22 protein-coding genes are annotated in these 24509 nt (G+C 58.4%); 15 read left to right on the plus strand and 7 right to left on the minus strand.

The annotated features are described in order from the left end of the window. Window positions 1–400: 400 nt before the first annotated feature. The gene (mtr, locus tag RAE07_RS03355; RefSeq protein ID WP_317001345.1) at window positions 401–1804 is read right to left on the minus strand and encodes a mycothione reductase; all 1404 of its coding nucleotides are present in this window, start codon (window positions 1802–1804) and stop codon (window positions 401–403) included. Window positions 1805–1829: 25 nt separating this feature from the next. After that, window positions 1830–2861 carry an alpha/beta hydrolase gene (locus tag RAE07_RS03360; protein WP_317001346.1) on the minus strand — a complete coding sequence of 344 codons (1032 nt, stop codon included), beginning with the start codon at window positions 2859–2861 and terminating at the stop codon, window positions 1830–1832. A 264-nt stretch (window positions 2862–3125) separates the two neighbouring features. On the opposite strand from RAE07_RS03360, the gene mqo reads away from it, so the two are divergent. Next, window positions 3126–4622: a malate dehydrogenase (quinone) gene (mqo, locus tag RAE07_RS03365; protein WP_317001347.1), complete on the plus strand. Its 1497-nt coding sequence runs from the start codon at window positions 3126–3128 to the stop codon at window positions 4620–4622. Between the two features lie 82 nt (window positions 4623–4704). Here mqo and RAE07_RS03370 read toward each other — a convergent pair whose 3' ends face one another. After that, window positions 4705–6060, minus strand: a complete 1356-nt coding sequence (locus RAE07_RS03370) for a protein adenylyltransferase SelO (RefSeq protein ID WP_317001348.1) — start codon at window positions 6058–6060, stop codon at window positions 4705–4707. After that, window positions 6061–6882, minus strand: coding sequence for a PhzF family protein (locus tag RAE07_RS03375; protein WP_259824664.1), 822 nt, complete (start codon window positions 6880–6882; stop codon window positions 6061–6063). 67 nt (window positions 6883–6949) lie between these two features. Between RAE07_RS03375 and RAE07_RS03380 the strand changes: the two genes are divergently transcribed. The 5 genes from RAE07_RS03380 (at window position 6950) to RAE07_RS03400 (ending at window position 11978) form a co-directional block, all read left to right on the plus strand. Further along, window positions 6950–8137, plus strand: coding sequence for a sensor histidine kinase (locus tag RAE07_RS03380; protein ID WP_259824663.1), 1188 nt, complete (start codon window positions 6950–6952; stop codon window positions 8135–8137). Then, window positions 8130–8873 (plus strand): response regulator, encoded by a 744-nt coding sequence (locus tag RAE07_RS03385; RefSeq protein ID WP_023021322.1) that lies wholly within the window; start codon window positions 8130–8132, stop codon window positions 8871–8873. Before RAE07_RS03380 ends, RAE07_RS03385 begins: the two co-directional genes overlap by 8 nt. A 66-nt stretch (window positions 8874–8939) precedes the next feature. Continuing rightward, complete coding sequence (locus RAE07_RS03390) at window positions 8940–9839, plus strand: ABC transporter ATP-binding protein (RefSeq protein ID WP_259824661.1); 900 nt, start codon at window positions 8940–8942, stop codon at window positions 9837–9839. A gap of 45 nt (window positions 9840–9884) precedes the next feature. Continuing rightward, a complete protein-coding gene (locus tag RAE07_RS03395) occupies window positions 9885–10637 on the plus strand; it encodes an ABC transporter permease (RefSeq protein WP_023021324.1) in 753 nt (250 codons plus the stop codon). A 27-nt stretch (window positions 10638–10664) separates the two neighbouring features. After that, window positions 10665–11978, plus strand: a complete 1314-nt coding sequence (locus RAE07_RS03400) for a DUF4921 family protein (protein ID WP_317001350.1) — start codon at window positions 10665–10667, stop codon at window positions 11976–11978. A gap of 30 nt (window positions 11979–12008) precedes the next feature. Here the strand turns inward: RAE07_RS03400 and yaaA are convergent, their stop codons facing one another. Beyond that, window positions 12009–12731 carry a peroxide stress protein YaaA gene (gene yaaA, locus RAE07_RS03405; RefSeq protein ID WP_259824659.1) on the minus strand — a complete coding sequence of 241 codons (723 nt, stop codon included), beginning with the start codon at window positions 12729–12731 and terminating at the stop codon, window positions 12009–12011. A gap of 31 nt (window positions 12732–12762) precedes the next feature. On the opposite strand from yaaA, the gene RAE07_RS03410 reads away from it, so the two are divergent. Both RAE07_RS03410 and RAE07_RS03415 read left to right on the plus strand, forming a co-directional pair. Then, window positions 12763–14532: a proline--tRNA ligase gene (locus RAE07_RS03410; protein WP_259824658.1), complete on the plus strand. Its 1770-nt coding sequence runs from the start codon at window positions 12763–12765 to the stop codon at window positions 14530–14532. Between the two features lie 40 nt (window positions 14533–14572). Beyond that, window positions 14573–14935 carry a DoxX family protein gene (locus tag RAE07_RS03415; protein ID WP_034655866.1) on the plus strand — a complete coding sequence of 121 codons (363 nt, stop codon included), beginning with the start codon at window positions 14573–14575 and terminating at the stop codon, window positions 14933–14935. A gap of 127 nt (window positions 14936–15062) precedes the next feature. Here the strand turns inward: RAE07_RS03415 and RAE07_RS03420 are convergent, their stop codons facing one another. Both RAE07_RS03420 and RAE07_RS03425 read right to left on the minus strand, forming a co-directional pair. Continuing rightward, window positions 15063–15392, minus strand: a complete 330-nt coding sequence (locus RAE07_RS03420; protein ID WP_023021329.1) for a transglycosylase family protein — start codon at window positions 15390–15392, stop codon at window positions 15063–15065. A gap of 169 nt (window positions 15393–15561) precedes the next feature. Next, window positions 15562–16413, minus strand: coding sequence for a DUF4439 domain-containing protein (locus tag RAE07_RS03425; RefSeq protein ID WP_317001351.1), 852 nt, complete (start codon window positions 16411–16413; stop codon window positions 15562–15564). A gap of 38 nt (window positions 16414–16451) precedes the next feature. Here RAE07_RS03425 and rimP point away from each other — a divergent pair, with 38 nt between their 5' ends. From rimP to RAE07_RS03460, 7 genes are all read left to right on the plus strand, one after another. After that, complete coding sequence (gene rimP, locus RAE07_RS03430; protein WP_317001352.1) at window positions 16452–16991, plus strand: ribosome maturation factor RimP; 540 nt, start codon at window positions 16452–16454, stop codon at window positions 16989–16991. Window positions 16992–17014: 23 nt separating this feature from the next. Next, window positions 17015–18031 (plus strand): transcription termination factor NusA, encoded by a 1017-nt coding sequence (gene nusA, locus RAE07_RS03435; RefSeq protein ID WP_023021332.1) that lies wholly within the window; start codon window positions 17015–17017, stop codon window positions 18029–18031. An 84-nt stretch (window positions 18032–18115) separates the two neighbouring features. Then, on the plus strand, window positions 18116–18463 hold the full coding sequence (locus RAE07_RS03440; protein WP_239204209.1) for a YlxR family protein: 348 nt from the start codon (window positions 18116–18118) through the stop codon (window positions 18461–18463). 106 nt (window positions 18464–18569) lie between these two features. Next, complete coding sequence (infB, locus tag RAE07_RS03445; protein ID WP_317001355.1) at window positions 18570–21431, plus strand: translation initiation factor IF-2; 2862 nt, start codon at window positions 18570–18572, stop codon at window positions 21429–21431. A gap of 264 nt (window positions 21432–21695) precedes the next feature. Then, window positions 21696–22139 (plus strand): 30S ribosome-binding factor RbfA, encoded by a 444-nt coding sequence (rbfA, locus tag RAE07_RS03450; RefSeq protein WP_023021335.1) that lies wholly within the window; start codon window positions 21696–21698, stop codon window positions 22137–22139. Further along, complete coding sequence (locus RAE07_RS03455) at window positions 22140–23102, plus strand: DHH family phosphoesterase (protein WP_317001356.1); 963 nt, start codon at window positions 22140–22142, stop codon at window positions 23100–23102. After that, window positions 23099–24439 carry an MATE family efflux transporter gene (locus RAE07_RS03460; RefSeq protein WP_317001357.1) on the plus strand — a complete coding sequence of 447 codons (1341 nt, stop codon included), beginning with the start codon at window positions 23099–23101 and terminating at the stop codon, window positions 24437–24439. The genes RAE07_RS03455 and RAE07_RS03460 overlap by 4 nt, the downstream gene beginning before the upstream one ends. Window positions 24440–24509 lie beyond the last annotated feature (70 nt).

Consider the following 24509-nt stretch of genomic DNA (forward strand, 5'->3'; position numbering starts at 1 on the left):
TGTCGCGTGGGTGCAAAATGAGCTCAACGAAACACCCCGACAAATCCTCGGCGGCGCAACCCCACGTGAAATACTTAACGAACTATTCAAGCGTGGCGCATCCACCGCTTGATTCCGCCCCACACTGGGAAACCAAAGTGTTATTGAATGTACAGGGAACATCCAGAAACACGCGGTAGCCGTGTTCGTATCGGCTCGAGCCGGTGTCCCCAGTGAATCTAGTAAAACTCTTGTCCTTTTGCACGTCAAAGACCGGAATTTCATCCATTAAATTAACGTGTGTCCCTAAATGGTGGTGAATTTCCTGCAGTCAAGAATGTGACTTCCTTGGCGTGAAATGGGAATATGCCCTGGAGGCTGGGAAAAATCTGGGTATGTGTGAGAAAGGTTACGTAACAATTTACTTTTGCCACTCCAGTCCCAAAAGGGCGTTTTCCACTACTTCTGGTAGCGCGGGGTGAATCCAATATTGGTTGCGGGTGAACTCCCGCATGTCCAACGAGTAGGCCATCGCGGTAATCAATTGCTGGATGAGGGTAGAAGCCTGCGGTCCCATCAAGTGAGCTCCGAGAAGCTGCCCGGTAGCGCGGTCTGCCACTAGCTTGCATATACCGGTTTTATCTTCCATGGCCCAGCCGTAGGCAACATCGCCAAAGTTCTGCACCTTGACGGTGACATCGAAGCCTTCCTCGCGAGCCTGCTTTTCGGTCCGGCCCACCGTTGCGATCTGCGGGTGGGTAAAGACGGCGGCAGGGACATTGTCATGGGGGAGCGGGCGGAGGTCTTCTGGGTGCAGCAGGTTGTGCTGTACGGAGCGCATCTCGGCATTGGCTACGTGCTTGAGCATGTACGGCGAAGAGACGTCGCCAAGCGCCCATACGCCCTCGGCAGTGGTGCGGCCGAACTCATCGGTTTTTACGCGGCCGTCGGCAAGCAGCTCAATGCCTGCCTTATCCACATCCATCTGATCGCCATTGGGGGTGCGCCCAGTGGCAACCAGAATGGCCTCTGACTCAATAGAGGTGCCATCATCTAGCTCCAACCGCACTCCCTTGTCGGTCTTCTCGAGCTGGGTGCCATTGGCAATGCGAACGTCGAAGCGGTCGCGAACAATCTGATTGAAGCGACTAGAAAGATCATCATCAAGGTGGCGCAGCAAAGTCTCGGAGCGATTGACCACGGTGACCTCCGTGCCGAGCCCGTCAAAGACATGGGCAAACTCCATGGCGATATAGCCACCGCCCACCACAATGAGGCTTTGTGGCTGATGGTCCATGCGCATGATGTCTTCATTGGTGTAGTACTTCACGCCAGACTCGGCATAGACCTCTGGAATGACCGGGCGGGAGCCGGCCGCGATGACGATTTGCTCGCCAGTGATGACATGTTCGCCGGTCTGAATAGTCTTCGGGCCAATAAAGCGGGCGTGCTCGTCAAATACGGTGATATTTGGGGTTTCCTCCCCGCGGCGGTACTGCTCGCCGCCCTTGGCAATCTGGTCGATGCGGTTGGTGAAGACGCGGTCCACGATGGAATCCCAATCCACGCTATTGACCTGAGCATCTAGGCCTAGACGGCCGGCCTCGCGCGCGGCCAAGGCGATATCGGCGGCATAGACATACATTTTAGTGGGAATGCAGCCCACGTTGAGGCAGGTACCGCCAAAAGTACCCTTTTCAATGATGGCGATCTTTTGGTCATCCAACTCCGGGCTAGGGATGGAGTTTCCGGAGCCGGTGCCGATGATGATGAGGTCAAAATGTTCCTCGGCCGCGGGCGTATGGTTCTGGTGTGAAGAAGTCACGTTTATTCCTTATATAGGGACTAAATTAATGGACGGGTTTAGCGGAATCTAAGACGGTGGGCAACCACTCATCGCAGGCGTTGAAGGCCTCTTGCAGCGGATCCGGAAGGGATAGAAAAACATCGTGCCTAGCGCCCTTGATGGGGTGCAAGGTGTAGTGGGCGCTTAGTTCCTTTGCCCAGCGGCGCGTTTGGGCAACGTCGATGATGACATCCGCGTGGTTCGCGCTATCGGAATAAGGCCGGCCCAGTTGAGTGCGAGTGGACTGCAGCGTCAAAATTGGTACGCCGGCATCGATACGACCGCTATGGATGGCATCAAAGCCATGGAATACTGCGGCTAGCCAGCCAACATACTTCTTATGGCCAGCCAGTGGCTTAAAGCGGAGGTCAAAATCCCACTCGCCGTAGAAATCTTGGTGGACAGACTCGCCGTAGGCGGTGAAGTTGCCACCGGGCAGGGGAGTCCTGGGGGCGATGCGGCCAAGTGCGTGCAACAGCGGTTTGAGCGGGGTAAGAACCTGGCCGGGCACGCCCATCATGTCGAGCCACGGGCTATTGAGGATGAGCCCCTTCAAGCGCTGGTGGCGTTCGAAGTCGGTTCGGCGCAGATGATCCATCCATAGCGGGGCGATGAGGCCACCGGTGGAGTGAGCGATGAAGATAACCTCATCATTAGGGATGGCATCGAGTGCAGCGGTGAGGTCAGCAAAGTAGAACGCCAAGTCCGATACATAGTGCCATGACTGGCCGGAGCGGCGCGAGCGACCACACTTGCGCAGATCGACAGCATAAAAGTCATAACCTTGGGCGGCAAAGTGCTCGGCTACGTGGGTGTGGAAGAAGTAGTCGGTCATACCGTGTAGCCACACCAAAGCCGGGCGCGATGAGGTGGCGGATGGTTCGCGTGCCGCATCGTCCGCCTGCTGCGGCGCGTAGTGCACCAGCGTGGTGGCCACGTTGCCCTCGCCGTCGGGGTCGACGCCTAAGTCAATGGTGGCAGCTTCATAGTCGGGGCCGAGTTTGTCCGGGCCCCATACCGGGGAGTGTGTAACCATGCCTCGATTCTAGGTGTAATAAAGGATTTATGGTGCTGGTGTTGGGGTGTAGATAGTGGGGGCGGAAATTCCCACATTTTTGCCACTGGTCTGGGGGAGAAACCCCAAATTGGATAAGAAAAGCGTAGAGTAAGGCCTTAATGCGTGACGCACTGCCAGGTTGTCTTAGTGCAACGATGGTGGCGCGGGGCGCTAAGCGCTATAAGTCAAGGCGTAGACCGCGCCGATGGATATCTATTTTCAATTTGAAGAGGTAATAACAGAGTGTCCTCCGCTAAGAAGACAGCACAGGTTGTAGACGAGGTCGACGTAGCACTTATTGGTGCCGGCATCATGAGCGCCACCTTGGGCGCAATGATCCGCGAGCTGGAGCCTAGCTGGACCCAGATGGTCTTTGAGCGTCTCGACGGCCCCGCATTGGAGTCCTCCTCCCCGTGGAATAACGCCGGTACCGGCCACTCCGCACTGTGCGAGCTGAACTACACCCCGGAGAAGAATGGTCGCATTGATATCTCCAAGGCTCTGGGGATTAATGAGAAGTTCCAGAAGTCTCGCCAGTTCTGGTCTCACCAGCTCAACAACGGTATTCTGACCGACCCGAGCGAATTTATTAACCCGGTTCCGCACGTGTCCTTCGCACAGGGCGAAATCCAGGTTGACTACCTTAAGCGTCGCTATGACGTTTTGAGCGAGAAGCACATGTTCCCAGGCATGCAGTTCTCCGCTGATGATTCTGTCTTTGCGGAGAAGCTGCCCCTGATGGCGCAGGGCCGTGATTTCTCCAATAAGGTAGCCATCTCCTGGACCGATGCCGGCACTGACGTTAACTTCGGCGCGCTGACCAAGCAGTTCCTGACCGCGGCTAAGGCCTCCGGCACCGAGATCCGCTACGGACATGAGGTCATCGACATCAAGCGCGATGGCTCTTCCTGGAAGGTCTATTCCAAGAACAAGCACACCGGTGACATCACGGTAGTCAAGGCTAAGTTCGTCTTCGTGGGTGCTGGCGGTTATGCCTTGGATCTGCTGCGCAAGGCCAAGGTGAAGGAAGTTGCCGGTTACGCAGGCTTCCCAGTATCCGGTCTGTGGCTGCGTTCCAAGAACCCGGAGCTTATCGAGCAGCACCAGGCGAAGGTCTACGGTAAGGCTGCTGTGGGCGCCCCGCCAATGTCCGTGCCTCACCTGGATACCCGCGTTATCGACGGCGAGAAGGGCCTGCTATTCGGCCCCTACGGCGGCTGGAGCCCGAAGTTCCTGAAGAAGGGCAGCTACCTGGACCTATTTAAGTCCATTCGCCCGGATAACATCACTTCTTACCTTGGCGTTGCCGTCCAAGAGTTCGGCCTGACCAAGTACTTGGTAGACGAGGTACGCAAGAACTTCTCCGACCGCGTGGAGACCCTGCGCGAGTACGTCCCGGAGGCAAAGGAAGGCGACTGGGAGACCGTCATCGCCGGCCAGCGCGTGCAGGTGATCAAGCCTGCAGGCGCCCCGCAGTTCGGCTCCCTCGAGTTCGGTACCACCCTGGTCAATAACCAGGAGGGCAATATCGCCGGCCTGCTCGGTGCATCCCCGGGCGCATCCATTACCCCTGCCGTCATGTTGGAGCTGCTGGAGCGTTGCTTCGGCGAGCACATGATCGATTGGGCAGATAAGATCCGCGAGATGGTTCCGTCTTATGGCATCAAGCTGCGCAACGATGAAAAGCTCTATGACGAGATGTGGGAGTACACCCAGAAGACCTTGAAGCTAGACCGCTAGAATCAGCTTCTGCCTAGGCAACCCCCTGTACCGCAATGAGACGGTACAGGGGGTTATTCGGTCTGGGCCCGGTGGACAGGAGCTAGGTGCCGCAGTAGGTGAGGTATCCCTCCAGACCATTAGGGTCCGGCGATTCGAATGAGGGGTTGGGCTCCCACGGGTGGGTTACCGCGTGGAGGAGTTCTTGATAGGGGCTCATGTCCCCGCGTTCTGCAGCGTTAAGGGCAGCTTCCACCGCGAGGTTGCGCGGGATAACCCGCGGCATCGCGCTATTAACGCGGGATGGATCGGGCGAGGACGCTAGGTACTCATCCAAAAAGTCTCCCTCGGGCAAAAGCTCACGGGCGGGGGTGGGGTGGCCCGCGGCGGCGTCGGCAAGAGCGCGGTGGGCCAGCGTAATATCTGGGCCGTTGAGCTGCATGGCAGCCGCATAAGAAGAAGCGACTTCTCGAGAGGTATCCAAAGCCTTTGCTAAATCTGCCCTGTGCTGGTCCGCAAAGCGGTCGGTAAAGCCGTTGATGGATTCTTGGGCTAAGTCCATGGCCTTTTTCATGTCCATATCAAATAGCGGCAGGAGGGATTCCGCCAAGCGGGCCAGGTTCCATCCCAGGATGGAAGGTTGATTGCCAAAGGCATAACGGCCTTGCCTATCGATGCTGGAAAACACCGTGTCAGGGGAGTATGCCTCCATAAAGGCACAAGGACCGTAGTCAATGGTTTCGCCGGAGATGGTGGTGTTATCCGTATTCATCACGCCGTGGATAAAGCCCAAGCGCATCCATTGGGACACGGTGCGGATCTGTGTATCCATCACTTGGGTGAAAAATTCCTGGTAGTCCGCGCCAGGGTAGTGGCGAGCTATGGCATAATCGGCCAGCTGGCGGGTGTAATCCGTCTGGGCGGCTAGATGAAAGGTGCCCACGCGAATATGGCTAGCGGCAACGCGCACCACGATGCCGGCCGGTTGCACATGCCCGCGTTGGATGGGCCGGCCGGTGGAGATGACCGCCAGCGCCCGGGTGGTGGGCACACCTAAAGCGTGCATGGCCTCAGAGACGAGGTACTCGCGCAGCATGGAAGACAGCGTTCCGCGGCCATCGGACCCGAGGCGGGAATAAGGAGTTAGTCCGGTTCCCTTGGCGTGCAAGTCCCAGAGCCGGCCGTCCTTTTCTAACTCCCCTAAGAGCATGGCGCGGCCGTCTCCCATCTGCGGATTAAACGCACCGAATTGGAAGCCAGAATACGCCATGGCGTGGCCGCCCGCGCGGCCGGTGAGGAACTCGATGCCTTCGGATGAGCGCAGCCAGTTAGGATCGAGTCCCAAATCCATGGCGAGTTCCTCGTTGAGGATGACTATCTCTGGGTGTGGCTGCTCCTCGCCCTCGGTGGGGCGGACTAGGTGGGGAAGCTTCTGGGCAAAATCGTGGTGGAGCTGCATCTAAACCTCCAGTGTTCCGCGCACGCGAATCTGGGCGCGACCGCCCACCCAGATATCCGTGCCGTCATCGTTGATAATTACTTCGCCTGCGCGGCCTACCTGGCTGCCTTGCGCTGCGATATAACGCGCCGGCACCAAGTTGCGAGAGCGCATAAACTGGGCAGCACCGCCGTTGAAGGAACCCGTAACAGGATCCTCGAATTGGGTGGTAAATGCCCGAACTTCATAAGCAGGTTCTCCTTCCGCGGCTGCGGCATTGAGCCCTACAATGCCGACCTTGGGGCTCTTGGCCCGCGGCTTAACTGCGCGCACCGCGGCGGTATCGCGCAATTGGAGCAAGCGCCAGCCTGGGCCATTGTCCACCCAGCCATGGTCCACAATGTCGGCGCTTTCTAGCCCCAACCCCTCGCAGGCCTCCTCTAGCTCCGCTGGGGTCAGCGGTTCTTCGCGGCGCAGCGGCGGGGTAGCAAAGGAAAAGACTTCCTGTTCTTCGCGTACGGTAACTAGGCCCACACCACATTCTTGGACGATACTTCCCTCCGACTGCGGGTGATTGCCTAGGGCGCGCCATGCAGCGGCGCTGCCCAAGGTGGGATGGCCAGCGAAGTCAAACTCTTCGTACGGGGTGAAAATGCGCACGCGGTAGTCCGCGCGGGCGTCGTTAGGTTCGAGCAAAAAGGTAGTCTCAGAAAAGTTGGTCCAGTTCGCGATTGCTTGCATCTGCTGGGCGCTAAGCCCATCCGCGCCGGCTATCACCGCAAGGGCGTTGCCGTTAAAGGCACCGGTGGCAAAAACATCAACCTCAAAGAACTCGTGCTGCATGCCCGCCAGTCTAGTCAGCCCCAGGGATGAGGACCATGGCACAGCGGCTGCGCTAGCCTAGAAAGCCATGAAGAAGCTATGGCCGGATGCGGTTCGTTCCTGGGTAGGTCCGCCGTGGAGAATTATCATTCCGTTGTTTTTCTGGGTTTCTTCCGTGCGGGTGGCAGAAGGTGTCATTGATAGAACCTCGCTTTTCCAGGAGCTGGTTCTCGTAATTTATGCAGTCGGTATTCCACTAGCACTGTGGCTGCATCCTAAGCTCAAGGAATACGCCATTGGGTTTATTGCGATCACATTAACGGTGTGCATCTTTACCCCGCTGGCTGCCATGGGTAATGCTCACTTCTTCCCAGCGGCATACTGCGTATTTCTTATAGGTGCACATTCGCCCAAGCGGTTACAACGGATCTGGATAGGGTGGATTGCCTTAGGTACCTTGGCGGCCACTGCAGCGTCGCTCTACGGGCGGAGGGTTTTCGGCGGCATCGACTTTGGCCTTGAGGATTCTAATAGCATCGGCCCGCTGCCTGCTTTTGGGTCCGTCATCGTCATGGCGTGGCCGGTCATGGGCTTTTTCTACTTGCTTGGCACCAATGATCGTAAAAAGCGCGAGGACCAGCAGCTGCTGATTGAACGTGCGGAAATGGCTGGCGCGGTAGAGCGCAACCGCATTGCCCGCGAGATGCATGACATTGTGGCGCATAATTTGGCGGGGGTTATTGCCCTTGCCGACGGCGCCCGGTTCGCCGCTGCCAAAAATCCCGCAGCGGCCACAGAAGCTTTGGAGACCATAGCCTCTACCTCCCGTGATTCCCTCAAACAGATGCGCGGTTTGCTCTCCGTCCTGCGTGATGGCGATTCCCGCGCCGATACCAAGGCGCCCGGCGCGAGCGATATTGCCGGTCTCATCTCGGAAGCGCGCCGGACCGGTTTCGATATCACCGTGCACGGGCTGGAGGACCTGCCGACCGAAAGCGACGAACTCTACCAATTCACCGTCTACCGCGTGGTGCAAGAACTTTTGACCAATATGATCAAGCATTCGCGTGATAAAAGGGGAGTACTGCGCTTCCGCTCTACTGGAAACGGCCTAGTATTGAGTGCCGAAAATCCGGCCGCACGCATGCCGGATAATCACAAGCCCGGCTACGGACTTATTGGAATGAGCGAGCGTGTCAAGGCCTATGGCGGCAGCGTTGCTACCCGCACCGAGGATGGACACTTCTTTATTACCGTGGAGGTACCCAATGACTAACCCTGAGCAGCCAACAGGTGCGCCCGCTGGCCCCATCCGTATCGGCCTAGTCGATGATCAGCCCCTCGTGCGCGCCGGGTTCGCCATGCTCCTTGGCTCCCAAGAGGATTTGGACGTTGCCTGGCAGGCCTCCGATGGCGATGAAGTCCTCGACCTCGCCCGCGCGCAACCTGCCGATATTGTGCTTATGGATGTCCAGATGGCCCGCGTCAATGGCATCGCCGCCACAGAAAGGCTGCTGCCGGAATTCCCGGACACCCAGGTCATTATGTTAACCACCTTCGATGACCAGAATTTTGTCCACGGAGCAATTTCCGCTGGGGCCTCTGGATTCCTGCTCAAAGACGTCGAACCGGAGGAACTCCTCGCCGCTATTCGTACCGTACATTCCGGCGAGGCCGTCCTTTCACCGCGCATTACCGCCCAGGTGCTGCAGCAACTGCGCAGCGAACAGTCTGCAGCACAGCCCGATTTACATGCCACCCCTGTTGCGGCAGCAGCTACCGCCCCTCCGGCCGAAGATCTCACGCCACGCGAGCTGGACGTCCTCAAGCTGATGGCACTGGGGTATTCGAATACCGAAATCGCGGAGTGCGAGTTCGTGTCCATGGCCACGGTCAAGACCCACGTGCGCCATATTCTTACTAAGACCAGCTCGCGCGACCGTGTGCATGCCGTGCTGTATGCCCTAACTCATGGCGTGGTCTCGGTGGAGGAGCTGCTGTCTCATCCCTAGGTATGACCCGCTAAATCACTCCCGAGGATGGTTACTTCGTGCTGGTCAGGCGGCACGATGGAAACCATGCTCAAAGTTTCACACCTTTCCAAGAATTTCCGTTCCTTTAAAGCAGTAGATGACCTCTCCTTTGAGGTCCCAGACGGTCAAGTCACCGGCTTCCTCGGACCGAATGGTTCTGGCAAATCCACCACCATGCGCATGTGCGTGGGGTTGGAGAATCCGACTTCCGGCACCGCGACTTTTGATGGCACGCCCTTCCGCGGGCTGTCCAATCCCGCTACCACGGTGGGCACCTTGTTGGACGCCAACTGGTTCCACCCAGGCCGCAGCGCCCGTGCTCACCTGGGCTACATGGCCGCGTTGCAGGGCGTGTCCATGAACCACGTGGATGACACCCTGGACCGCGTCGGCCTTACCCAGGTAGCCACCAAGCGCGTGGGCGGCTATTCGCTAGGCATGAAGCAGCGCCTGGGCCTTGCTTGTGCGCTCATCGGCGAGCCGAAGCACTTGCTTCTTGACGAACCCGTCAACGGCCTCGACCCCGAAGGCGTGCACTGGATGCGTGCCCGCATCCGCGAATTCGCCGAGGCCGGCTGCTCCGTGCTTGTCTCTTCCCACCTTCTTTCGGAAATGCAGCTAACCGCAGATCGGCTCGTGGTCATTGGCAAAGGCAAGCTGCTCGGCGAGGGCACTATGGACGAATTCGTTAACGGAACTGGAGGCGCAAGCCTTGAAGTCATCGTTGACCAGCCCGATGAGCTCCTCCGCTTGCTGCACGGCACCGATGCGGAGACCTCCTTTGACGGTGAGGTCCTGCGGGTGCGCGGCCTAGAAGGCTCTGACATTGGCCGAATCTGCCTGGATAACCGCATCCTCATCTCCAGCTTGGAACGCAAGCAGCCCTCCTTGGAAGAGGCCTACCTCGGCGCGACCGCCGACCACGTGGCCTACCGCTCTGCATAGTTTTTCACCTGCACAATACGCTCCATCTGCAAAGGATAGATTCACATGAACGCTCTGATTTCTGAATCCCGGAAACTATTTTCGCTCCGCTCTACTTGGATATACCTCGCCGTAGTTTCAGCTGGCATGGCTGCCGGCGCTGTCTTGTTGGCTTGGGCGAATGACTTCAATGGTACGGTCGACGGCAAGTTCGAGGCTGTCGATGTGTCCATTTCCGGTTCACTCGCCATTGTCGTGATGGTGTTTGCTGCCGCCATGATGGTAGGCGGCGACCAAAGTAAAGGAACAGTTTCATGGTCATACCTCTCATCAAATCGCCGCGTAGGTATAGTGCTGAGCCAATTTTTCATCATCACCTTTTCGCTACTGCTCGCGGCCACACTGGGCATGGTGGTAGCCACGCTGTTGATTACTGCCTTCGGAGGTGATTTCAATTTTGACAGCTTTATGCATTGGCCGGATAACAATGGGTTCATCCTTGCCTACGTTGAGTGGACTGTCTTTATCCTGTTAGCTACCAGCTTGGCCTACCTTTTGCGCAGTGGTGCATTCGCAGCGATGATTCTCGTGGCAGAGTATTTCGTCATTGAAACCGCCCTCGATGCCGTTAGCGCTCCTTGGGCTAAGGCTATCCTCCGCGTGCTACCTGATGCCAACGCTTGGGGGCTAGTAATGGGCGCCAACCGCAGTGGTGATGAGCAATCTCGAGCTGTCGCCGCTGTCGTTCTAATCGTGATGATCGTGCTCACCGTTGGTGGGTCCTGTGCGGTGGCGCGTCGTCGCTCTGTTGCGAAATAGGTACTAGGCGTTACTACCCTAGTGGGCATGAGTGATGCACTTTTTGCCCGCATTGAGCCCATCCAAACCATGCGGGATGGCACGGTCAAGCAGGTCAACCCGTTCTCCGGGACCGAGGTATGGACCGTGCCAGGCCGCGGCAACCGCCCGCTGTCTGTACCAGTAGCTAACCCGCAGCCACTGCAAGAGGAAGACTTTAGCCATCGCTGCGCCTTTTGCTCTGGGCGCTTGACCGATACCCCGCCGGAAAAGGCACGCATTCTGCCTTCCGGCGGGATTGTGCGTGGATTGCCCTTGCAGGAATACGATCACACAGTGCCGGCCTTTCGGCGCATCCCCAATCTGTTTGAAATCGTCTCTTATGACTATTGGCATGCCAATTACGGCTTTGAGATGGATGCCGAAACCCGCCAGCGCATGGACAACTACCTTAGCGATCCCGCCGGCCGGGAACATGTGCTCAAGATAGTGCGCACGAAGCGCAAAGCAGCGCACTTGCCTGAGACAAGCGAAGAAGAACTGGTGGACCAGGCTGCTGGATTCTTCGCCGGCGGTCACGACGTCATCGTGGCTGGCGGCCATTTTGAGCGCGGCGCACAGGATGATTCGCAGTTGGCATCTTCGGGCACGCTAAGCGCTGAAGAACACCTGCTCTTTATGCAGCTGACTATCGACGCCATGCGGGATCTCTACGAGCGCAACCGCTACGCCCCGTACGTGGTGGCTTTCCAAAACTGGTTGCAGCCAGCCGGTGCTTCCTTCGAGCACCTGCACAAGCAGCTCGTTGCTATTGATGATCGCGGTATGGCTTCTCACCGAGAGGTCCAGATGCTGCGCAGCAATATGAACATGTACAACGAGTGGGCGGTGGATTATGCCGCTAGCCGCAATCTCGTCATAGCGGAAAACGACCATGCTGTCCTCTTCGCCGGCTTCGGACACCGTTATCCCACATTGGAGGTGTACTCCAAGTCCGCAACCTGCGAGCCGTGGCTGCAGTCGGAAGAAGAAATTCGTGCCATGAGCGATCTAGTCCACGCTGCCCACGCCGCAGTAGGCCGCGAGGTGCCCTGCAATGAGGAATGGCACCACAAGCCCGCCGACGTCGATGTTGCCCAACCATGGCGCATTCTTATCAAGTTACGTATTTCTACGCTCGCTGGATTCGAAGGCGGTACCAAGATCTACCTCAACACCATTTCGCCCTGGCACCTGCGCGATAGGGTAGTAGGCCAGCTTTACCCCCTGCGCGAATCCGGACATGTTTCCGGCTCAATACGCGTGGCGACGGAGTGCTCGGTGCAACGCAATAGCCTGCTATATAACCCGCAGTTGCGCTAAACAGACCGCGCTGGGCAAACGGTGGTCGGCTCAGCGCCTGACCAGGAGCGTGAGCTCGCACGAACCCGGCCGCGGTTCTTCAACGGTCATACCTGCGGCGCGCGCGATAGCAGCAACGTCGGCGGCGCTATAGGCATCGGCAGGAGAGAGCGCTAGCTCGCGGGCGAGGAGGCCCTTGTAGTGCTTATTAAAGTGGCTGACTACCTTGCGCGAGCCATCTTCTTGCACGCTTTCTACCCGCACCGTTACCGCGTCTTTCACCCGGCCCAATTGTTGGTACGTACCCGAGCGCAGATCAACAATAAGCTCGTCTACCCCCTCGAGAGCCTGCGTAATCTGCTTGCCCCAGTGCGATTTCATGGTGCGGCCGTTAAGTTTTGTCCCGCCCGAAAGCCGGTAATGGGGGATGGGATCGCTGGCGCGGAGGATGCCAAAAAGGGCGTCGCCAATGGCAAGGCGATCCCATGTGGGGAGGGTGGGAGCGTCTAGGGCATCAAAAAGCACGCCGGTATAACGCAACACGGCCGGCATGGTGGGGGTGGTAAAAAGACCCTGGTTGGACTCGGCTTCACCGCGCAGCTTTTCTGAGAGTTTCAGCACCTTCATTGCCTCATCTACCGAAAGAGACTGCAGCTCAGCTGCAATTTCGCGCCGGGTTTCGTTTAGTCCCGGAAAGGAAAGCTGCGCGAAATCAAGCGCGTGTCCTGTGCCGCCGTGGTCCTTAGTTTCTGAAGGAGGGAGGATAATGAGCATATATACACAGTAGCGGGGTATATTTTTGACCATGATTACCCGCCTTTCTGAACTATTTCTCCGTACCCTTCGTGAGGACCCGGCTGATGCTGAGGTCCCCAGCCACAAGCTGCTCGTGCGCGCCGGCTATGTCCGCCGCGTTGCGCCGGGCGTTTATACCTGGCTGCCGTTGGGCCTGCGCACGCTGCGCAAGATTGAAGACGTAGTCCGTCAGGAAATGGATGCTATTGGCGGTCAGGAAATGCTTTTTCCTGCTTTGTTGCCGCGCGAGCCTTATGAAAAGACCAACCGTTGGGTTGAATACGGCGATAATCTCTTCCGCCTGAAGGACCGCAAGAACGCAGACATGCTACTCGGCCCTACCCACGAGGAGATGTTTGCCAGCGCCGTAAAGGACATGTACTCCTCTTATAAGGATTTTCCGGTTACGCTGTATCAGATTCAGACCAAATATCGCGATGAGGAACGCCCCCGCGCCGGTGTGCTGCGCGGCCGCGAGTTCACCATGAAGGACTCATACTCCTTCGACATGACCGATGAAGGATTGGATGAGTCCTATGGCCGCCACCGGAAGGCGTATCAAAATATTTTCAACCGTCTAGAGATTGATTACGCCATTTGTAAGGCCACCTCTGGCGCGATGGGTGGTTCTGCCTCGGAGGAGTTCCTCGCCGTCTCTGAAGTCGGTGAAGATACCTTCGTGCGCTCTACTGAAGGCGATTATGCTGCCAACGTGGAAGCCGTAGTTACCCCAGCACCTGCGGAGAAGGACATCGAGGGCCAGCCAGAGGCGCAGGAATACGACACCCCGAATGCAGAGAGCATTGATTCACTCGTTTCCTGGGCAAAGCAAGCAGGCATTACTATCGACGGCCGCGAGGCAACGGCCGCAGATACCCTCAAATGCATGATGGTAAAGCTCTTCCACCCAGCTGCTGAGAGCGAAAAGCGCGAGTCCGAGTTGGCCGCCGTGCTCATCCCGGGCGATCGTGATCTGGATGAAAAGCGCCTCGAGGCTGCACTCGAGCCGGTGGAGTTTGAATTGGCCGGGGACAAGGACTTTGCTGACAATGACTTCCTAGTCAAGGGCTATGTTGGACCGCGCGTATTGAACGCCAATGACATTAAAGTCTTGGCCGATCCGCGCGTGGTCAAGGGCACAGCGTGGATTACCGGCGCTGACGCAAGCGAGCGCCACGTGGTTGGTTGCGTGGCTGGCCGCGATTTCACCGTGGATGAGTTCATTGAGGCCGCAGAGGTCAAGGAAGGCGATCTTGCCCCGGATAACCAGGGCACGTTGACCTTGGAGCGCGGCATTGAGCTGGGCCACATTTTCCAGCTGGGCCGCAAATACACCGAGGTCTTCGACGTCCAGATTTTGGATGAAAACGGCAAGCGTGCGGTTCCCACCATGGGATCTTATGGCATCGGCATCACTCGTATGCTGGCTGTGCTAGCCGAGCAGCGCCATGATGACAAGGGCCTTAACTGGCCGGTAGCTGTCGCGCCGTACCAGGTCCATGTGGCAGTGGCTAATAAGGACGCCGCAGCCATGGAGGCCGGCGACACATTGGTGGAAGAGCTGTCCGCCAAGGGGATCGAGGTGCTTTTTGATGACCGCCCGAAGGTCTCCCCAGGCGTGAAGTTCAAGGATGCAGAACTGCTAGGCATGCCATTTGTGGCAGTCCTGGGCCGTGCCTTCAAGGAAGGCAAGATAGAGCTGCGCATCCGCGGCGGAGAGACCCTAGAGGTCCCGGCGGAGGAAATCGTGGACAAGATTCTTGAGCTGGTTCGCGGTTAGAAAAGCGCGCAATGATTCGCGTCGGGGTACCGTGGAAGGCATGAATTTCCAAAAGAATGGACTTTCCACGGTGCTTTCCGCCATGGGCGTATTGCACTTTGTGAAGGCGCAAACTTTCGAATCCATCGTTCCGCCGCAGCTGCCCGGCCCCGCACGGTTTTATAACTTTGCTTCTGGTCTCTGGGAGATAGTCACTGGCGCGTTGCTGCGGCGCCGCGCTACCCGTGGGTTCGGCGGTGCTTCTGCGCTTGCGCTCTTTGCCGCTGTATGGCCAGCCAATATGTACCACGCCTGGATTGAGCGCAAGGCAGGATGGCCGAAAAAGATCTACCACATCATCCGTCAGCCGCTGCAGGTGCTGCTTATGATGTATGCCTGGAATATCGCCAAGCACGAGGCTTAAAAGGAATTGGCATTGCTGTGCGTTAGCCAGGAAGACGCAGCAGAAAAGCCGGCCCCGTCCTCAACCCCGCGGAAACGCCGCAGGGTGGGGAGGGGCCGGTTTTCGCTTTCGTGCCGGAGCCTAGGACTTAGCCGGCAACTGGGCCGCTGCAGTTAGGCCATGCGCCAGCGCCCTGGGTGGCCAGAACGTTTTCGGCCACGGCAATCTGCTGCTCTCGCGTTGCCTGGTCAGCGGTTGCAGCGTACTGGGTGCCGCCATTGGCAGCCCAGGTTTGCGCGTTGAACTGCAGGCCACCCTGGTAACCGTTTCCGGTATTGATATGCCAGTCACCGCCGGACTCGCAGGCAGCAACCTGATCCCAAGCGCTAGCCGGTGCGGCAGTAGCGGCAGGGGCGGCAAGGCCAGCAAGGCCCAGTGCGGCGGCGGATACAGTCAAAATGGTCTTCTTAGAACGCATTGAGAGGAAACTCCTTCTCTTTGTGTCTTTTAGGCTCGCGGTATCTCCTGCAAGCTCATGGTGCACCAACCTACGCACGCTTGTAGAGCAGAAGCAATGCATAGCGTCGTAGAGCTCGCTACATTTTCACTGTCCGGCGTTCAGGGGATTGACAGACAGGCGTCGCGTCTTAGCGCATGCCGTGGGATTCGGCCGCGATGCCGATAAGCCAGGTGATCCAGTCTTGATCTGGTGATTCTTCTTGCGCCGCCTGCGCAGCGGCGGCGGACCATTTCCGGCCGTCCTGTTCGGCGAGGCCGCCTAAAAAGTTCAGCGCAGATGCGGAATCATGGGGGAGTTCTTGGTCGCCGGAAGAATAAGCCGGCTCGGGTTGCGGCACGGTGCCATACCGGCCTAAGGCCTCCTGCAGGGCATCGATGCGGCGGTGGTGGACCTCTAGGCGGTGGTCCACGTTGCCCTCGTGCTCTGCGCCGACGTAGGCCCGGGCGAAATCCAGCGCATAAACCTGCTCATACTCCCAGGCAAGGAGATCGGCAGCACTTTTTTGCTCTGGTTGGGAAAGCTCTGGGATAGCGGGAGCATCGCCTGGCAGCCAAGCATTGAGCGCGATGGCTTGCTCGGTCACTAGGATGCGCGATTCAACGGTGACTTCATCGGCTGCCGCTGTCGTAGCAGAGGCGGCATTTTCCATAACCTCGGAAGAATCCGCGGCGCGGTTAGCTTTAGTGGGGCGCTCTACCTCACACGAGCGTGGGGGATTGCCGGCATCGTCGGTACCGCAGAGGCGCGTAATTTCGGCATAGAGGGCATCCGCCTGGGAACTGCGGATTCCTGCGGCGTGATCGTCGACGCCGTTTAAAGCAAGGGCGTCGGTTGCGGCGGCGTCGGCAAGCGCGAGCAGCCTATTTTCCGGCCGGGGGCCGAAATAGTCGACGACGGAATCAACTGCCTGGCACCCGGTTAAGGCGGGCAGGGTGGCGGTTGTGGCTACGAGGATCAAAGCTATACGTCGGCGGTTCACGCAAAAGACTGTACCCGGTAGCACGTAGGCTAGTGGGCATGGCTTTCCCAGATGCACAACAATTGACCGAACTCTTGCAGCCAAAGCTAGCTGAGCGGGGATTGGATGTAGAAGACATTAAGACCACCAAGGCGGGGAAGAAATCCCAGGTGGTTATCCGTATTGATGGTGATAAGCACCCTAGCTCGGACGTGCTGGAGGAAGTATCTAATGAGATTTCTGCTTTCTTTGACGCCAAGGAAGAAGCAGGGGAGCTCAATTTTGGTGCCGGCTACACCCTGGAGGTTTCCACCCCTGGAGTGGATTTGCCGTTGACCGCTCCACGCCACTGGCGCCGCAATCGGGGGCGCAAGGTTTCCTTCGACCTTGGCGATGGCAAGTCTCAGACAGCTCGCATTGGCGCGCTTAACGACGCCGCCGATGCCGTAATCCTCATCACGGCAAATAAAAAGGACGTGCAGACGCGCGCAGAGCGATTGGAAAACATTGCCCGGGCAGTGGTAGAAATTGAATTTGCGCAGCCGTCCGAACAGGAAATAGCGGCGGTGCACAAGACGTTTGAAGAAGCCGAGAATTAACCGGCAACCGAGAGGAATGACAAGTGAATATTGATCTGCAGGCACTTCGCACCATCGAATCCGAACGCAACGTCCCGGTAAAGGACTTGCTGGAAGCGATTGCGGGTGCCTTGTTGTATTCCTACCTGGATTACCGCGAGTCTAATGCTGGCGGCAAGGTGGAAGGCGCCAAGTCCCGCGTCGATATCGATACCACCACTGGTGCAGTCAGCGTCATCGTCTCGGAGCGCGACCCGGAAACTGGGGAAGTAACCACCGAATACGATGACACCCCAGAGAACTTTGGCCGCGTAGGCGCACAGGCCGTGCGCGAGGCCATCTTGCGCAAGCTGCGCGAGGCGGAGGCAGAGCGCACCTATGATTCCTACTCGGGGCTTACCGGCCGCGTGGTCAGTGGCATCGTCCAGCGCGATGCCCGCGCTAATGCCCGCGGCATCGTCGTGGTCCAGTTGGGCTCTGAGCTGGAATCCCAGGACGGCATTCTACTGCCTGCCGAGCAGATTCCCGGTGAAAAGCTGGAGCACGGTGACCGCATTAAGGCCTACGTTGTCGGCGTGAATCGCAATGGTGCCCAGGTGCAGATCAACCTCTCGCGTACCCACCCTGAATTGGTGCGTGGCCTTTTCGAGCTGGAAGTTCCAGAGGTTGCCGATGAAACCGTAGAAATGATTGCCATCGCCCGCGAGGCGGGTCACCGCTCCAAGGTAGCGGTTGTGGGCCACGCGAAGGGTCTGAACGCGAAGGGCGCTTGCATCGGGCCCCGCGGCCAGCGCGTCAACAACATCATGCGTCAGCTCGGCGGTGAGAAGATTGACATCATTGACTTCAGTGAGGACCCCACGGTCTATGTAGGCAATGCGCTAGCCCCCTCAAAGGTGGTAAAGGTCACCGTCGTGGACAACGAGGCGCAGGTCGCCCGTGTGGTAGTGCCGGATTACCAGCTCTCCCTGGCCATTGGTAAAGAGGGGCAAAATGCCCGACTAGCTGCTCGTTTGACCGGTTGGAAGATTGATATTCACTCGGACGCTGACGCTAATTAAGGATCTGCGCGGTTGTAGCGTAGTCTAGTAAATGGCCCAGTTGCAGAATGGGGCATAGTGGCGACGCGAAAAGTAAGGAGTTGAATGTCTGAGAGGCTAAGACTCCGGACCTGCATTGCTACTCGCCGCCGCCTGCCAGATACGGACTTGCTACGAGTGGTTATCGACCGAGATGATCCGCATGGCCGCCGTCTGGTAGCAGATCCCCACCGCCGGCTTCCCGGTCGTGGGGCGTGGATTAGCCCCACCCTTTCTGCACTCGAGCTGGCGGAGCGCAAACGTGCTTTCAAGCGCGCGCTTCGCACGTCCGCACCCGTGGACACAGGTCAGGTACGTCAATACTTGGAAGCACAGAGCGGACAAGTAGCTAAGGCGGAAGACACCGCGTTAGATTCGTACAAACCAGAGTTACAAAGGAAGACCGAACACTGATGAGCGCACAACGATGAAGCATCAGCGATGAACGTCCAACAAACTTAACTAGGGGTCAGGCCAGTTTCCGTGGCCTTGGCTCCTAGTCGATACCAAGAGGAGACAAGTGCCCGGAAAGCTACGTGTTCACGAGCTAGCAAAGCAGCTCGGAGTAACCAGCAAGGAACTGCTCGCCACCCTGAAAGAACAGGGTGAGTTTGTAAAGACTGCTTCTTCCACCATCGAACCGCCGGTGGTTAAGAAGATGCGAGCTCATTATGAAGCACAGTCCGGTGGCGATGAGTCCGCCGAGAAGAAGCAAGACAAAAAGCCTGCCAAGGGCGCTGCTAAGAGCACTGCCAAGGCAAGTGCTCCTAAGCCAGGGGCGCAGTCCGCTGCGGCCAAGCCCGGGGCAAAGGCTGCCGCACCGAAGCCGGGCGCACAGGCTCCGAAGCCGGGGGCCAAGCCTGCCGCACCAAAGCCAGGTCAGGGCGCTCCTAAGCCCGGCGCACAGCCGGCTGCACCGAAGCCCGGGGCAAAGGCTGCCGCACCGAAGCCGGGCGCACAGGCTCCGAAGCCGGGGGCCAAGCCTGCCGCACCAAAACCCGGCCAGGGCGCGCCTAAGCCCGGCCAGGCTGGTGGCAAGAAGACGGGCGAGCGCCCGACCCCAGGCAATTCCATGCCTCGCCCGATGCCGAAGCCAGGCGGTACCCGCCGCGTAGCCAATAACCCGTTCTCCACGGGCGGCGGCGATAGCCGGCCGGGCCCACGTCCAGGCGGCTCTAAGGGCCCGCGTGGCGGCAATAAGCCAGATAACCGCGGCAAGCGCGGCGGTCAAAACGAGGGCGGAAATAACCGCCAGGGCGGCAATAGCCAGGGTGGCGGCGGTCGTCGTCCATCCCCAGCGATGATGCCTTCCCATCCGAATCCTGCATCGATGCCGTCTAAGGCACCGAGCGGTGGTGGACGCGGTGGCCGTGGCCGTGGTGGTCACGGAGGACCAGGCGGCGGTCGGCCAGGTGGCGGCCGTCCAGGCGGTTTCCGTGGCGGCGGACGCGGCGGACGTCGCGGTGGCACCGCAGGTGCATTCGGCCGTCCAGGTGGCGCTCCACGCAAGGGCAAGAAGTCTAAGCGTCAGAAGCGCCATGAGTACGAAGAGCAGCAGAAGCATGTCGTAGGCGGCGTGCGCTTGCCAGATGGCAAGGGCAAGACCGTCCGCCTGCGTCGTGGCGCTTCCCTTTCGGACTTCGCTGAGAAGATCGGTGCGGATCCAGCAGCACTGGTGCAGGCGCTGTTTAACCTCGGCGAAATGGTGACGGCGACCGCTTCGGTATCGGAAGATACGCTGCAGCTGCTCGGCTCTGAGATTAACTACAACGTCGAGGTCGTCTCCCCTGAGGATGAGGACCGCGAGCTCCTCGAGTCCTTCGACCTGCAGTTCGGTGAGGACGAAGGCGGCGAGGAAGCGCTGGAGAATCGTCCTCCAGTCGTCTCCGTCATGGGTCACGTTGACCACGGTAAGACCCGCCTGCTGGACGCCATCCGCAAGACCAACGAGGGCGCCCGCGAGGAAGGCGGCATCACCCAGGGTATTGGTGCATACCAGACCACGGTAGACGTGGACGGCGAACGCACCATTACCTTCCTGGATACCCCGGGTCACGAGGCCTTTACCGCCATGCGTGCTCGTGGTGCTAAGTCCACCGACTTGGCTATCCTCGTGGTTGCTGCCGATGACGGCGTCATGCCACAGACCGTGGAGGCCATCAACCACGCCAAGGCTGCGGATATTCCGGTAGTCGTGGCAGTCAACAAGGTGGATAAGCCGGAAGCGCAGCCGGACAAGATCCGTGGCCAGCTCACCGAATACGGCTTGGTTCCGGAGGAATACGGTGGCGACACCATGTTCGTGGACATCTCCGCGAAGCAGGGTAAGAACATCGATCAGCTGCTCGAGTCCGTCATCCTGACCGCGGATGCGGCCTTGGAGCTGACCGCTAACCCAGATATGGACGCACAGGGTGTGGCAATTGAGGCACACCTCGACCGCGGCCGTGGTCCGGTTGCTACCGTCATTGTCCAGCGCGGTACCTTGCACGTGGGCGATTCCATCGTCGTGGGCGATGCACACGGCCGTGTGCGCCGCATGCTCGATGAATTCGGCGGCGACGTCGAAGAGGCCGGTCCATCCCGCCCGGTTCAGGTCCAAGGCCTGTCTGGTGTGCCTGGCGCTGGCGATAACCTGCTCGTGGTGGAAGACGACCGCGTTGCCCGCCAGATTGCCAATCAGCGTGACGCCCGCAAGCGCTCTGCCCTGCAGGCCAAGCAGCGCAAGCGCGTCTCCTTGGAGGATCTGGACAAGGTATTGCAGGAGACTTCGACCCTCAACCTCATCCTCAAGGGCGACAATGCCGGTTCCGTCGAGGCACTGGAAGACGCCTTGCTGGATATCAAGACCGAGGACGAAGTCGAGCTCAACATCATCGACCGTGGTGTGGGCGCTGTGACCGAGACCAACGTCTCCCTGGCTGCGGCTTCCGACGCCGTTATCATTGCCTTCAACACTCGTGCGGAAGGCAAGGCGACGGAGATGGCCACCCAAGAGGGCGTGGATATTCGTTACTACACGATCATCTACAAGGCCATCGAAGAGGTCGAGGCTGCGCTTAAGGGCATGCTCAAGCCGATTTACGAGGAACGCGACACCGGTGCGGCCGAGATCCGTGCCCTGTTTAAGTCCTCCGCAGTGGGTACCATCGCCGGCTGCATGGTCACCGAGGGCAAGGTTGTCCGCAACGGCAAGGTTCGCTTGCTGCGCGATAACAACGTCATCACTGCCGACGCCAAGATTGAGTCCCTGCGTCACGAGAAGGACGACGCAACCGAGATCAAGGCCGGCTATGAGTGCGGTATGGTGCTCTCTTACCCGGATATCCAGGTAGGCGACATCATCCAGGCCTACGAAGAGGTCGAGGTTCCGCGCGACTAAATGACGCCGCCGCAAGGCCCACTTCTACACTCACCGTCTCTCCACTGAATGTGCTTCCAGCACACAGGTGGGGAGGATTGGGGAGAGTGGAAGTGGGCCTTTTGCTTTAGCAGCTTGTTTATAGCGATGATTTTGCATGACCCACTTCGTACCTGTGCAAGCGGTACGGGTTTTCATTGTCCGGTATTGCGCACTAAACTGGTGGTTTCTATACCGGTTGGCGGTAATTTTAAAGATGGATTCTTTTTGAGCTGGGAGGTTCACATGGTTGATCACGCACGCGCAGCGCGTATGGCCAAGCGCATTCAGGAAATCGTGGCAAGCGCCATCGAACGCCAGATTAAGGATCGCCGCCTTGAGCTGGTGACCATCACGGATACTCGAGTCACAGGCGACCTGCACGATGCCACCGTTTTTTATACCGTGCGCGGAAAAGACATTGACTCCGAGCCGGATTTCCAGCAAGCAGAAGAAGCTCTCAAGCGCGCTAAGGGGCAGCTGCGCAAGATTGTAGGAGATCAACTCTCCGTGCGCTTTACCCCGACGCTGACCTTCGAGGTCGATACCGTCCCAGAAGCTTCAGCTCATATGGAAGAACTATTAGCTCGTGCCCGTGCCCGCGACGAGGAGTTGGCGAAGCTGAAGGAAAACGCCCAGCCCGCAGGGGACGCAAACCCATATAAGACCTCCGATGAAGACGAGGCTTAAGTGACTAAAAAGCAATACCAGCCGGCAGTTGCTGCCCTGCAGGATGCCCACAGCATCTGCATTGTCACGCATCTGCGGCCGGACGCCGATGCCATCGGTTCTGCTGCGGCGTTGCTGCTCGCGTTGCGGCAACAGGGCAAAGACGTGTGCGCCGTCGTGGGCCAAGATCGGGAAATCTCCCGGAACTTATACACCATTCCCGGTGCCGAGGACGTCACCGTCAGCCGCGAACTGCCCGACGGCTACGACCTTTATGTCACCGTTGATTGTGGTTCCTTGGACCGGACGGGATTTTTTGCAGACCACATTGAGCAGCTAGCCCAGCAAGGCCGGGTTCTGTGCATTGACCACCATTCTTCTAATCCAGGATTCGGTGCCATCAATGTGGTGGATACCGAATGTGAATCCACCACCGTGGTCTTGCTGAGCATCCTGGATTCTCTAGAAATTCAAGTTGACCGTCATATCGCGCACTGCCTTTATGCTGGTTTGATGACTGATACCGGCAGCTTCCGCTGGGGTAGGCCGGCAATGCACGATATTGCCACCCGTCTTATGCATTATGATCTCGATACCAAGCAGATCGCCGCTGACCTCTTGGATTCCATCACACCGGACGATCTACAGATGATTGGTAGGGTACTGGCTGGTCTGCGTATTGAGGAAGCAGGGGAGCACACCCTAGGCATCCTTGTCGCGCGAAGGGATGATATCCACGGCCACTCAGATTCGGCCGTGGAGTCACTGGTGGAATTCGTCCGTGCGCTAGAAGGAACCACCATGGGCGTGGTGTTTAAAGAGCAGGCTCCGGAGGTATGGGCGGTATCCTTGCGTTCCTCTCGGATTGATTGCTCCTCCGTTGCGCTTAACTTTGGCGGCGGCGGGCATGTTCCAGCCGCAGGGTATACCGCTCACGGAGCTCCAGAAGAAATCATTAAGGAATTGGTGGCCGCTATTCAATGAGTACAGGGCAGACGGATGGATTGAACACCCAGGATCGCTCCACCGCCGGCACAGTAACCGCACGCGAGGTCTTTGGCCTCGCGTTTCCTGCGCTTGGCGTGCTAGCGGCGATGCCACTCTATCTTCTATTGGATACCGCGGTGGTCGGCCGCCTTGGCGCGCAAGAGCTAGCTTCTCTGGCCGCAGCGACCACGATTCACTCCGTGGTGACTACGCAGTTGACATTTTTGTCCTACGGCACGACCGCTCGCTCTGCTCGCCTCTTTGGCTCCGGAAAACGCGAAGCTGCGGTTGCTGAGGGCGTGCAAGCTACTTATGTGGCCTTGGGAGTAGGCGGGCTTCTCGCGGTTATCATGTGGATTTTCGGCGGCGCATTTGCTCGTGCTCTAACTGGTGATCCCGCCACGGCTGCTGGAACGGCGTTGTGGCTGCGCATCGCGGCACTCGCCATTCCCGTTACATTGGTGGAAATGGCTGGCAACGGGTGGATGCGCGGAATCCAAGATACAAAGAAACCGCTGTATTTCACCTTGGCTGGCATGATTCCCGGCGCGATTGCAGTGCCCATCTTTGTCCATTTCTGGGGGCTGGCCGGCTCCGCTATAGCCACGGTACTGGGCATGAGCATTATTGCTGCGCTATTTGTCCGCGAATTACACAAGGAACATACCGGCTCTTGGCACATTCAATGGCATGTAATACGGGAGCAGTTGATTTTGGGCCGCGATCTTATTCTGCGCTCGGCTAGCTTCCAGGTGGCCTTCCTCACCGCCACGGCCGTAGTCTCCCGGGTGGGTACCGCTTCTCTGGCCGGTCACCAGATCATGATGCAGTTGTGGAACTTTATGTCCCTCATCTTGGATTCTTTGGCCATTGCCGCACAATCTTTGACGGGAGCGGCCCTAGGCGCTGGCTCTGCTAAGCATGCACGCGGTGTAGGCAGCAAGGTCGTGTTGTACTCTACGATTTTTTCGGGACTGCTGGCCGCTGTTTTCGCTGCCGGCGCGGGAATTATTCCACGCATCTTTACCTCCGCTCCGGAGGTACTCGATGCCATTGGCCAGCCGTGGTGGATCTTGGTAGCCATGGTCATTGGCGGTGGCGTAGTCTTCGCGCTCGATGGTGTCCTGCTGGGCGCCGGCGATGCTGCGTTCTTGCGCACTTTGACCATTTCTTCGGTCTTGGTGGGATTTTTGCCAGGCGTCATCTTGGCGCATTTTATGGGCACAGGGTTGACTGGCGTGTGGTGCGGCCTTGCTGCATTCATTGCTTTCCGTATGGTGGGCGTGGTCTACCGGTTCCGATCCATGAAATGGGCCGTAGTACAAGAGAACTAGCTGCGCTAAAGTGGGCGTATTGATATTCGCGGGTGATGCACGTTTCCGTGCAGTGCGCAGTTGTTTGGAA

Origin of the sequence: Corynebacterium nasorum (assembly GCF_032821635.1) — a bacterium.
GTDB classification, from domain to species: Bacteria; Actinomycetota; Actinomycetes; order Mycobacteriales; family Mycobacteriaceae; genus Corynebacterium; species Corynebacterium kefirresidentii.